The organism is Syntrophorhabdaceae bacterium, assembly GCA_036504895.1.
Classification (GTDB): Bacteria; Desulfobacterota; Syntrophorhabdia; order Syntrophorhabdales; family Syntrophorhabdaceae; genus PNOM01.
On the sequence record DASXUJ010000014.1, the window covers coordinates 1 to 10,537 of the forward strand.

Annotated in this window: 12 protein-coding genes; 4 read left to right on the forward strand and 8 right to left on the reverse strand. The window is 52.4% G+C overall.

Features of this window, described 5'->3' with window-relative positions; all coding sequences use genetic code 11:
- Positions 1 to 77 precede the first annotated feature (77 nt).
- From VGJ94_01980 to VGJ94_01995, 4 genes are all read right to left on the reverse strand, one after another.
- Entirely contained in the window at positions 78 to 1,292 is a 1,215-nt protein-coding gene (locus tag VGJ94_01980) for a thiolase family protein (GenBank protein ID HEY3275361.1), read from the reverse strand.
- A gap of 140 nt (positions 1,293 to 1,432) precedes the next feature.
- Positions 1,433 to 2,215 carry an enoyl-CoA hydratase-related protein gene (locus tag VGJ94_01985; GenBank protein HEY3275362.1) on the reverse strand — a complete coding sequence of 261 codons (783 nt, stop codon included), beginning with the start codon at positions 2,213 to 2,215 and terminating at the stop codon, positions 1,433 to 1,435.
- Between the two features lie 21 nt (positions 2,216 to 2,236).
- Positions 2,237 to 3,100 carry a 3-hydroxyacyl-CoA dehydrogenase family protein gene (locus tag VGJ94_01990; GenBank protein HEY3275363.1) on the reverse strand — a complete coding sequence of 288 codons (864 nt, stop codon included), beginning with the start codon at positions 3,098 to 3,100 and terminating at the stop codon, positions 2,237 to 2,239.
- A 150-nt stretch (positions 3,101 to 3,250) separates the two neighbouring features.
- Positions 3,251 to 4,198 carry an MBL fold metallo-hydrolase gene (locus tag VGJ94_01995; GenBank protein HEY3275364.1) on the reverse strand — a complete coding sequence of 316 codons (948 nt, stop codon included), beginning with the start codon at positions 4,196 to 4,198 and terminating at the stop codon, positions 3,251 to 3,253.
- A gap of 398 nt (positions 4,199 to 4,596) precedes the next feature.
- Between VGJ94_01995 and VGJ94_02000 the strand changes: the two genes are divergently transcribed.
- The 4 genes from VGJ94_02000 (at position 4,597) to VGJ94_02015 (ending at position 7,123) form a co-directional block, all read left to right on the forward strand.
- On the forward strand, positions 4,597 to 5,757 hold the full coding sequence (locus tag VGJ94_02000; protein ID HEY3275365.1) for an acyl-CoA dehydrogenase family protein: 1,161 nt from the start codon (positions 4,597 to 4,599) through the stop codon (positions 5,755 to 5,757).
- A 23-nt stretch (positions 5,758 to 5,780) separates the two neighbouring features.
- Positions 5,781 to 5,996 carry a biotin/lipoyl-containing protein gene (locus VGJ94_02005; GenBank protein HEY3275366.1) on the forward strand — a complete coding sequence of 72 codons (216 nt, stop codon included), beginning with the start codon at positions 5,781 to 5,783 and terminating at the stop codon, positions 5,994 to 5,996.
- An 11-nt stretch (positions 5,997 to 6,007) separates the two neighbouring features.
- Positions 6,008 to 6,787, forward strand: coding sequence for an acyl-CoA dehydratase activase (locus VGJ94_02010; GenBank protein HEY3275367.1), 780 nt, complete (start codon positions 6,008 to 6,010; stop codon positions 6,785 to 6,787).
- A 147-nt stretch (positions 6,788 to 6,934) separates the two neighbouring features.
- Positions 6,935 to 7,123, forward strand: a complete 189-nt coding sequence (locus tag VGJ94_02015) for a hypothetical protein (GenBank protein HEY3275368.1) — start codon at positions 6,935 to 6,937, stop codon at positions 7,121 to 7,123.
- Between the two features lie 99 nt (positions 7,124 to 7,222).
- On the opposite strand, the gene VGJ94_02020 is transcribed toward VGJ94_02015, so the two are convergent.
- The 4 genes from VGJ94_02020 to VGJ94_02035 all read right to left on the reverse strand — a co-directional run.
- On the reverse strand, positions 7,223 to 7,966 hold the full coding sequence (locus tag VGJ94_02020; GenBank protein ID HEY3275369.1) for an amidohydrolase family protein: 744 nt from the start codon (positions 7,964 to 7,966) through the stop codon (positions 7,223 to 7,225).
- 76 nt (positions 7,967 to 8,042) lie between these two features.
- Positions 8,043 to 8,690 carry a hypothetical protein gene (locus tag VGJ94_02025; protein HEY3275370.1) on the reverse strand — a complete coding sequence of 216 codons (648 nt, stop codon included), beginning with the start codon at positions 8,688 to 8,690 and terminating at the stop codon, positions 8,043 to 8,045.
- 104 nt (positions 8,691 to 8,794) lie between these two features.
- On the reverse strand, positions 8,795 to 9,925 hold the full coding sequence (locus VGJ94_02030) for a hypothetical protein (GenBank protein ID HEY3275371.1): 1,131 nt from the start codon (positions 9,923 to 9,925) through the stop codon (positions 8,795 to 8,797).
- A 17-nt stretch (positions 9,926 to 9,942) separates the two neighbouring features.
- Positions 9,943 to 10,537: aminotransferase class I/II-fold pyridoxal phosphate-dependent enzyme (locus VGJ94_02035; protein ID HEY3275372.1), on the reverse strand; the 595-nt coding region annotated here is incomplete at its 5' end.

Sequence of the window (10,537 nt, forward strand, 5' to 3'; positions counted from 1 at the left end):
GTCCATCACCTGAAAATATAAAAAAGGGGCCGCTCCCCCGTTAAGAGGAGCGGCCCCGATTGTTTTGTTTCGGGTACTTAGCAGGTTACCTTGAAGATCATGGATGCGCCGGTGTCGCCTGCCGCGCAACCGGTCCAGAGGCAGTATCCGCCGCCCAGAAGGACCATCTCCTCGAGCATCTCGGCGATGATTCTTCCGCCGGTAGGCGCCTGGGGATGTCCGTAGATCAGGGAGCTTCCGTAGTTGTTCATGAACATGACGTCAATGCCCATTTTCTTTGCGAAATTCAGGTCGTTCGTGGCAAAGGGGTTGTGGCTCTTGATAGCCTTCATGTCCGTAATCTTGAGACCTGCGTTGGCCAGGGCCATCTCAGCCGCGGGAACCGGGGCTGCTGCCATGAAACCGGGTTTCACGCGGGAGAAGCCGAAGGATACGATCTGGATCTCCACGTTCTTGTCTGCGCTCAACTCTTTCGCCTTGTCTTTCGTGGTGACGATGAATCCGACGTTGCCGTCGGCAGGGAACGTCTGGGCGCCGAAGCTGTGGACTCCGCCGGGCTCGGCAGGACCGAGTTTTGCAAGACCTTCTTTCGTGGTGGCGGTTACGCCTTCATCCAGCTCGACGAGGATGCTTTTCTTCTTGGAGACCTTCACTTCCGCGGGGAACATGTATTTCTTCTGGAATTCGCGGTCGTTGGCCTGGGACATCATGTACTGCTCGTAGCGGCGAAGCACTACTTCGTCGCACTGCTCTTTCGTGATGCCCTCTGCCTTGGCAACGGCCTCGGCAGTCTGGACCATCTTCATGGCCGGGAATACGTTGGGGTCGCTGTTGAAGTTGTCCATCAGCCAGTTCTCGGCGATCACTTCGCCGCCCGGACCCATCGGGTTCGGCCATACGGTATGGGCGCCATTGGAAGTACGGTCTGCCATAAGCCCGAAGCCGACTTCGAATTGACCCGCCTCGACTGCGAGGGCAGCGAGGTTCAGGATCGTGGTCGATGTCGTACAAGCCTGGTTGATCATAAGGCCAGGCAGGAACTTCTCGTTGTTCGTGAGAATGCCTGCTGCCCAGTTGTGGCTGTAGAACAGGTGGTGCTGGTGGATCGAGATACCGAAATAGAGATAGTCGAGGATTGAAGGATCCATCTTCTTCTTCTCCAGGAACCATCTTCTTGCCGTCTTGCCTGCCAGTTCGATTGAGTTCTCATTCTGCATACTTCCCTGCCAACGGGTGAAGGGAGTTGAATAGTAGCCGTTGTAAGGAATATACGCCTTCGTAAAAGTCTTCATGCAAACAACCTCCTCAGGTTATATTTTGTTGTTTCGTGCTGCAATAAATCGGTCATACATCTGTTTCTCACCCATGCCCCGGGCACGACGCAGAACCTTACGGTTTCTCCGGGTCCGAGACGCTTCCGGGTGTGTTCTCCTCACTTGCCTTTAAATACGGGTTTTCTCTTCTCGACAAAGGCGTTGACCCCTTCTCTGCCGTCTTCCGAAGTGAAGGAGAGGGCAAAGCAATCCATTTCGAGGGTCAATCCTGACGGAAGGTCCATGTTGATCCCGTTATCTATGCATCTTTTAATAAGTCCTAGGCTCACTTTTGCTTTTGACGCAAGCTTTTTGGCCAGGGCTTTCGCTTCATCCATCAGCTTATCCCTGGGGACCACCTTGTTCACGAGTCCTATGCGGTACGCCTCCTGGGCATTTATATTATCGCCCGTGAGGAGCATCTCTTTCGCCCGTGCCACGCCCAGGAGTCTCGGGAGTCGCTGGGTTGCCCCGGAACCAGGCATAATGCCCAGGTTGATTTCCGGCAGTCCGAAAACTGCATCCTCCGAGGCGATCCTGAGATCGCAGCAGATCGCCACTTCACACCCGCCGCCCAGGGCCAGTCCGAAGACCGCCGCGATGGTAGGCTTCTCGATGCTCGTCAATTTATCAAAGGCTCTTCTCGGGCCGGTCCACAGAAAGTCGAGGGTCTCGGTCGCGGACTTGCCCATCACGTCCTTTACGTCAAGTCCTGCCGCAAACGCCTTATCTCCATTGCCCGTGATCACGATTGCGCCTACCCCGGCGTCGCCGTCAAGTTCGCAGACCGCGTCATAAAGCTCCTGATAAGATTTAACGCTCAAGGGATTTACCGGGGGCCTGTTCAGCTTGATGATCCCCAGGTTCCCTTCTCTCTCAACTATTAATGTCTCATAAGCCATGCATGCCTCCTGGTCCTCTCCTTACTTGGAGCGGTCGTACCAGCCCTTTCCGGCCGACTTCTGACCGAGCAGGCCCGCTCTCACCATATTCTTGATGGTAAGTGGGGGATCCCATTTGTTCTCTTTCGGAAGCTCTTTGTAGAAATAATCCATCACGTGGAGATTGATGTCGATGCCCGTAAGGTCCATAAGCTCAAAGGGACCCATCGGGTAGTTGAGGCCGAGCTTCGCGGCTTTGTCGATATCCTCTTTCGAGGCAATACCCTGCTCGTAGAGTTTTATAGCTTCGATGGCAACCGCGATCATCAGTCTGTTCGCGAGGAAGCCCGGTACGTCCACCTTTACGGCCACAGGCTCTTTGCCGAGCTTTCTGGCGAGCTCGATGGTCGTCGCGGCGGTCTCGTCGCTGGTCCTGATACCGCTGATGACTTCCACAAGTTTCATAAGGGGAACGGGGTTGAAGAAATGCATACCCACTACTTTGTCAGGTCTCTTGGTGGCCGCGGCGATCTCGGTGATCGACATGGAAGAGGTGTTCGATGAGAGGATGACTTCCGGCTTCACGATCCCGTCGAGCTCTGCGAAGACTTTCTTCTTCACATCCATGACCTCGATGATGACCTCCACGACAAAGTCCGCGTCTTTCATCGCGCCCATGTCGGTGGTGCCTTTGATCTTACCCAGGATGCCGCTCTTCTGCTCTGCCGTCATCTTGCCCTTCTCGACGGACTTGGAGAGGAACCTGTCGATATTCTTCATGCCGCCTTCGACAAACCTCTCTTCGATATCCCTCATGATGACGTTGTAGCCCGCCATCGCGGCTACCTGGGCGATGCCGTTACCCATGACGCCCGCACCCAACACTCCGATAGTTTTGATCTCCATCTTAGCCCTCCGGATTAATGTATTTTTGTGAAAAAAATTAATGAGCACACAAAAACTATGAGTCATTATTTTATACAACAAGCAGATAGGAATAATCAAGCACTTTCAGGACCATACAATAGCCTGACCTGCCCCCGCTCTGCGCAGAATTTAGTACCGTGTACCGGTCGTACCCGTCCCGCAGATCCGCTCCTTTAGCCTCATGGCGAGGTGAGCCACCCGTGCCCTGAGATTCAGAAGATAGGCTTGTTCCATTTGTTTGATGCCCCGGTTCGGATCGTATTCTCCCTCTTTAATGATCTCGACCACCCGCTCCACAGCCCCCTTCTCCCGGATAAGCAGGTGTTCCACATCATCCCTGAACCGGAGGGCAGCTTCGATCGAAGAGGCAAGGAACTTCTTTACCTCCTCTCCGGTAAATACGAAATGGTGGCCCTGGCAAAGTATGGCCGCGTCAAGTTCCGCGATCCGGTTGAGAGACGTCATATATTGATCGAAATCGACCAAAAACTCCGTGCCCACGAACCCGTTCTGCCAGAGGAGACCCGACGCTTCGGTGGCGATCAGGATCCTTTCTTCCGGGATGTAGTAACTCAGGAGGTCCCATGTGTGGCCGGGACTCGACAACACATGCACGCTCATCTCGTTGCCCAGGGGCACGACCTGCCCGTCCGCAAGGACCGTATCGATCCGGAAAGGCTCGAAAGGCTCCCTGATCAGCAGGCCGGGGTCGATGCCTTCGATACTTTCGATGAGAGGCACCACGGTGGCGCTCAATTTTTTCATCAGCTCGATTGCGTGGGGACGCGCCATGATCGCCGCCGCTTTCTCCGAGGCAGCGATATTCATAGAGGGGAATATATTCTTCAGATACGCTGCGGCACCGCAGTGGTCCCAGTGCACGTGGGTGAGAAAGAGTGTTGCGGGCTGCCGGGCGGAGAGTACGCCCACCACGTCCCTCTCGTAAAATCTTCCCATGCAGTGAAACCCTGCTTCGAACAATACGGGCTCCTCCCCCGCGAGAAGATAAGAGGGGGACCACGGGAGACCCGTGACGTGGAGCTTGTCGCTCACCGGTCCTGTTTTTCTGAAGATCAAACCTGCCTCTTAAAAATCATTACGCGTATACAACGTGAGAACTTCCGTGTCCGCCATAACTATGCAATTGCATATAACCTTTGAGGCTATTATACCCTACGCCGGCATCGTGCCACAATATAAAACTGAAGTTTTTTGGGACTTTCCCCGGGGAGCGAAGAAGTTACTGCAAATAAAGGACTTTCCCATCCCTTCAACGCCTCTTTCCGATTGAAAATCACCGCGCCTGAGATGAGGCGGAGGCCCGTTTTTCCAGGGGTGAATAAATACAAATTCAGGCCCCCGACCCTCCCTTTCCGGCAGAAATAACTTGACATGAAAAAGGTGCTTTGCTAAGATACTTTGTTAATAGTTTCACATTCTTATTTCATTTAAAACTAATTAAGGGGAGGAATATTATGAATTTCAAGTGGTCCGACGAATTGGAATCAATGCGCAAAATGGCATATGATTTTGCAGTAAAAAATATTAAGCCCACCATGGAGGAGGACGAGAAAGAGCATAAATATCGTCCCGATATGCTGAAGAAGATGGGCGACCAGGGTATGTTTGCATGCCTGGCTCCGGAGAAGTTCGGCGGACTCGGACTCGAAGAAGGTCATATGGCTGCTACCCTCATGGCATCCGAATTTGCGCGGGTCAGCCCGTCATGGGGTCTTCCTTTTAACCTCCAGATGAACGGACCCCAGAATGTCCTCCTCAAATTTGCAAGCGAAGAACTGAAAGAAAAATTCCTTCCCGGATTAATTTCAGGCGAAGTTGGCGGCTGTTTTGCAATTACGGAGCCCAATTCCGGTTCCGACGTGGCCAGCATGAAAACCACGGCGACTGAAGTCGACGACGGCTATATCCTCAATGGGACCAAGACCTGGATCTCAGGCGTTCCTTATGTCGGCTGCGGCGTAGTCTATGCCATGACCGACAAGGCGGCAAAGCACAAAGGCATGTCAGCCTTCTTCGTAGATTTCAAGAATACTCCGGGAATCGTACAGAGGGCCATTACCACAAAACTCGGCCTCCACTGCGCCCCTACGGGCGAGCTCTTCTTCGAAGAAGCAAAAATCCCGAAAAGCGCACTGGTAGGGAAACTGGGTCAGGGCTTCAATATCTGCATGACCATGCTCAACTTCACCAGGCTCAGCTCGGCTGCAAGAGCGGTGGGCGTTTCCCAGGCATGTATCGATGAAGCCTGCAAGTACGCAAACGAGAGAGAGCAGTTCGGTCAGCCCATCGGCCAGTTCCAGATGATCCAGGAGCAGATCGGCCGTATGTCGGTAGAGCACGATGCGGCAAAGCTTCTCGTCTGGAGAGCAGCATGGCAGAAAGACCAGGGCATAACCAATACCCTCGAGACCTCCATGGCAAAATATTACGCCGCGGAGTCGGCAAACTTCTGCGCCTCGGAAGCCGTTAAGATTTTCGGCTCCTACGGATTCTCCTCGGAATACCCTGTAGAGCGGTATCTCAGGGATGCAAAGTCGTATCAGATAGTGGAAGGCACCTCGAACGTACAGAAGATGATCATCGCCCAGTTCGCACTGGGATACAGAAAGGCGTAAAAAGCAAAAACAAGGAGGCTTATATGGCTACAGAAGTAACGGTCCCAATGGTAGGAAAGATCATAAACGTTCTTGTAAAAGTGGGCGAAACGGTTCAGGAAGACGATGCGGTAGCCACACTCGAGGCAATGAAGATGGAAATGCCTATAGTGGCGCCCCAGGCAGGAGTAATCAAAGAGATACTCGTGACCGCAGGGCAGGAAGTCGAGGCGGACACGGTTATCGCTATCCTTGAGTAAAGGGAGCGCCCATGTTGGTCGCCGGCATTGATATAGGCTCTATAACAACGGAAGCCCTTCTCTTCGACCAGGAGAAGGGTATCATCGGGTACAATATCCTTCAAACCGGCGCAGATTCAAGAAAAGCGGCGGAAAGTGCCCTGGAAAGAGTCCTTGCTGATCCTGGAAAGTCTGCATCCGATGTATCCTATATCATCTCCACCGGATGCGGGAGAAAAAGGGCCTCCATGGCCCAACAGGCAGTTACCGAAATCACGTGCATTGCGAAAGGTGTCAATTTTCTGTACCCCGAGGCGAGAACCATTATCGACATTGGCGGTCAGGATACCAAAGTGATAAGGGTCGATGGAAGCGGCCATGTGGTCGAATTCGAAATGAATGATAAGTGTGCAGCCGGCACGGGAAGATTTATCGAGGTTATGGCAAAGGCGCTGAATGTAGATCTGGACCGTATCGGAGAGATCTCTCTGGGCCACAAGAAAGAGCTTGCTATCAGCAGCATCTGTACGGTCTTTGCCGAATCGGAGGTAATATCACTGGTAAGCGAAGGTGAAGAGCTCGAGGATATCCTCTATGGAATCCATAAGGCGATCGCCGACAGGACTATGGGGCTGATCACACGCACCGGCGGCATGGAAAAGGAAGTCGTAATGGCAGGCGGAGTGGCGAAGAATACGGGCGTCGTAAAAGCCCTCGAAAAAATTCTCGGCACCCCCCTCAAGATATACCACGAGCCCCAGATAGTGGGCGCCCTCGGGGCGGCCATACTGGCAGTCGAAAAGGCTTCGTAATACCGTATTTACCACAAAGGGCCGGGGTTTCCCGGCCCTTTGTATTTTCTCCCCTCTTTCTTTCATCTCTCTTCCAATACTTGCATCTCCCGCCCTTTCGGACATATATTCAAAAAGGACTTGAAATGACCGAAAAGGGAGGACGACATGGTAAACTTCGAATTGAATGATGAAGAAGCAAAGCTGTTACTCAACGTCCTTGAGAACTATCATCAGCATCTGGAGGTGGAGATCAATCGCACCCACAGGAGGGAATTTCGGGATGCCCTTAAAGAAAGGGAGAAATCTCTCTCTTCGGTGATCGAGCGGTTGGGAGGCATCGTAAAGGCCTCATAGCCTATAGGGTTTCCAACTGGAGGCGAGCACGGTACGGACGGATGAGAGGATCGGCAACCATAGGGAGCCCCGTTTCGTCCGGACGCCCGCCTTCGCACGTCAGGATTCAAAACCCGTCAATCGTATTAAGTTCTTGGAAAGAATGAGCTCTTTATCCTCATGCGAAATCGGAAGACTCAGGATTTTCGAAAGCTCTCCCTTCATCGCGCCGAAAGGCACATCTGAGCCGAAGAGGACCCTTTCGGGCCCCACTTTCTTTACGAATTTAAGTATGGAATCTTTCGACCCAAGGGCCGTATCGAAATAGATATTCTTCCTTTTGCCGAAGGATGCAAGGAAATCGGAAGGATCTCCTCCGAGCATGCCCAGGTGCGGGATAATGAGAGTTACGCCCTCGCCCATGTCGACGAAGCGCTCCGTGAAGGAAAGCTCTTCCTCAAAAATAACCGGCTTGCCGGAAGCAGCGATTCTCTCCATTAAAGCGGACAGGTTCTTATCGTCCAGGATCTTGTAATTCGATGCCACATCCTGTTGCCCCCTCATCCAGTGCCATTTACCCCCGTAATAATCTTCCGGTACGGGGACGAACCCTTCCCTGTCATAATCTTCCCTGATATAGTGATAAGGGATAAAAACCCTCTCCTTCCGGGTCTCCGCAAGAAGCTTGCTGTGTATGCGATCGCTTTCTATCGCAGTGGAAGGAAAGGGCATTATGACGACATGGGTAACCCCTGATGCCTCCTGCTGCCTTTTCAGCTCGTGGGTAGTGACTTCCGTGCCGAGGGTACGTGATGGGCCCCAGTGACAGTGGCTGTCGATAATCTTCTCGAAATCGGCCATCATAGGGAAATATCATACATTTCAGGGCATTTACAAGGATTTTGAGCGCATCGCGGTACCGTGAAAGCAGACATCGGATTTATCGGGGAAGGGAGTCGATCAGTTTGTGTATCTTTTCCGGATCATTCTTTTTAGTCTGCTCTATATAGGTGACGATGGCCTGGACTGTCTTGAACAAACCGGCTTTCGCCTTCGAAGAGAACATGGAGGCAAACCTGGAGTTTGGATGAATCAGCGATTTGTATATGAAGAGCGTCTTGTTTCCGTAAGGGATGAACCGGGCCGTTCCTTTACTGTCGATCAGGGAATCCGATTCCACCAGGCGCCACCTGATCTCATATTCGTTGCACGCGGTGATTTTGAAAACATTTGCGGTGGAGTATCTGCTGTTCGAAAGGGGCCATGGCGTCTGCATTTCAAAATCGACTATTACCTCATTTTCGGCCGTCTTTCTTCTCGGCTCCGATTTAATGAGATCGGGAATATACTTCTTCTGATCCTGGTAATTCGAAAAAAGCGCGGCTGCTTCCAAAGGCGTCGCATCTATGAGACCGAATATCGTGATCTCGGGCCAGGGGTGCATTGGAATATCTCTGGACTGAACGATAAATTCTCTCTTAGTCAGTCTGTCGAGGTCCGCTTGGGACAGGTCCGCGCCAAAGACGAGAGAATAGAAAGAGACACAGACGACCGGGATAAAAGACAACAGCAGAAAAACAGTCCTCATCAGGCCCGATAGCCTCACCTTCCCCCGAAGAGCATTCTTCGGAAATCGATGGCCCCGGGGGCAGCAGGGGTCTCCCGAAACATGAAAAGAGCCGTGTACCTGCTTCATTGCTGAATCACCGATTTAGTGTAGCATCGCCTGCGCTTATGCTGGCGGGCATCGAAAAATTTCCATTGTCCCCGGACTTTATTATTTGTCTCCAATTCGGGGTTGGTTTCCGCCTTTAATATATTGTTGCGTAGGAAAGTTTTGTTGAATTCGTGCATCAGGAGGGCATTGACGCCTTTCCCCTGAAGGTCGGGCCTGACTCCGATCAGGCACATCTCCGCGGTATCGTTCTTTCGCAGCGCCCTCAGCAAATGGAAAAACCCGAAGGGGACCAATCTTCCCCACGATCTCCGAAGCGCCTTCGCCAGAGAGGGAACGGTCACGCCAAAAGCAGCCACCCGATCCTTTTCATCGAGAATTACCGAGATATACTCGTGCCGGATCAGCTTGAAATATTGATTTATATACATATCAATCTGTTTATCCGTCAGTGGAAAAACCCCATAAAGGCCTTCGTAGGATTCATTGAGAAGCTGGAATATCTCTTTTGTATAAGGGAGGAGGTCTTTACTCCTTTTTACCGTGAGGACTTTCAAGTTGTTTTTTCTGGCCGCGAGTTTCGCCAGTCTCTCCAGTTTTTCATGAACCTCGGCGGGTACCTTTACTTCAAATTCCACCCAATCCACATCTTTTTGATATCCGTTCTTCTCCAGGTGGTCGGGATAATAGGGAAAATTGTAGCTTGCGCCCATGGTCCCGAGCTCTTCGAATCCCTCCACCAGCATACCCTCGGGGTCGAGGTCGCTGAAACCGAGGGGTCCGTGCACCGTTTCCATCCCTTCTTCCCTTGCCCATATTTCAACTGTCCTGAGCAGGGCCTCCGAGACCTGAGCATCGTCGATGAATTCCATAAATCCGAAACGCACTGCCTTTATCCCCCACGTGTCGATATAGCGGTTATTGATGATACCCGCAATTCTGCCCGCGATTTTCCCGTTTTTAAAAGCCAGCCAGTATTTGACGTCACAAAATTCGAAGGCGGGGTTTTTGTCCCATCGGAATGTGTGCAGCTCCCCAATTCTGAGGGGCGGCACCCAATAAGGGCTTCCGGCATAGAGTGAATAGGGAAAGGATACGAACTGTCTCAGGTTCCTGAGCAGGGTTACCGGTCGTATTTCGACGTCCATCACAGAATCACCCCGTATTAAATAATGCCCAGTCGTTTCCCTGCCTTCTCGAAGGCGGACAGCACCTGATCCAACTGCGCATCCGTGTGGGTGGCCATGAAGCTGGTCCGGAGCATCTCTCTCCCGACAGGAACGGCAGGACTGACTACAGGATTTACAAAAACCCCCATCTCGAACAGCAACCTGCACATCTCGTAGGTCGTGGCGGCGTCGCCCACCATTACCGGAATGATCGGCGTTTCACTGGTTCCCGTATCGAAACCCAATGCTTTGTAACCATCGAGCATCTTTCGTGTATTCACCCACAGACGCTCCAGGAGGCCGGGGTCTTCTTCGAGGATATCCAATGCCGTGCTCGCCGCCGCCACTGAAGCGGGAGGGAGGCTCGCGCTGAACATCAGGGCCCGCGCCGTATGCCTGATATGGTCGATGACAATCCGGTCCCCCACCACGAACCCGCCGATGGCGGCCAGCGATTTGCTGTAGGTGCCCATCAGCAGATCCACCTTCTTTTCCAATCCGAAATGCTCTGCAGTTCCCCGTCCTGTTTTGCCCAATACCCCTATTCCATGGGCGTCATCAAGCATGATCCGCGCTCCGTAAAGATTTGCG

Excerpts from the sequence above, each read along its gene's own strand:
- VGJ94_01980 (HEY3275361.1), bottom strand. The coding sequence starts at position 1,292 with ATGAAGACTTTTACGAAGGCGTATATTCCTTACAACGGCTACTATTCA.
- VGJ94_01985 (HEY3275362.1), bottom strand. The coding sequence starts at position 2,215 with ATGGCTTATGAGACATTAATAGTTGAGAGAGAAGGGAACCTGGGGATC.
- VGJ94_01990 (HEY3275363.1), bottom strand. The coding sequence starts at position 3,100 with ATGGAGATCAAAACTATCGGAGTGTTGGGTGCGGGCGTCATGGGTAAC.
- VGJ94_02000 (HEY3275365.1), top strand. The coding sequence starts at position 4,597 with ATGAATTTCAAGTGGTCCGACGAATTGGAATCAATGCGCAAAATGGCA.
- VGJ94_02005 (HEY3275366.1), top strand. The coding sequence starts at position 5,781 with ATGGCTACAGAAGTAACGGTCCCAATGGTAGGAAAGATCATAAACGTT.
- VGJ94_02010 (HEY3275367.1), top strand. The coding sequence starts at position 6,008 with ATGTTGGTCGCCGGCATTGATATAGGCTCTATAACAACGGAAGCCCTT.
- VGJ94_02015 (HEY3275368.1), top strand. The coding sequence starts at position 6,935 with ATGGTAAACTTCGAATTGAATGATGAAGAAGCAAAGCTGTTACTCAAC.
- VGJ94_02020 (HEY3275369.1), bottom strand. The coding sequence starts at position 7,966 with ATGATGGCCGATTTCGAGAAGATTATCGACAGCCACTGTCACTGGGGC.
- VGJ94_02025 (HEY3275370.1), bottom strand. The coding sequence starts at position 8,690 with ATGAGGACTGTTTTTCTGCTGTTGTCTTTTATCCCGGTCGTCTGTGTC.
- VGJ94_02030 (HEY3275371.1), bottom strand. The coding sequence starts at position 9,925 with ATGGACGTCGAAATACGACCGGTAACCCTGCTCAGGAACCTGAGACAG.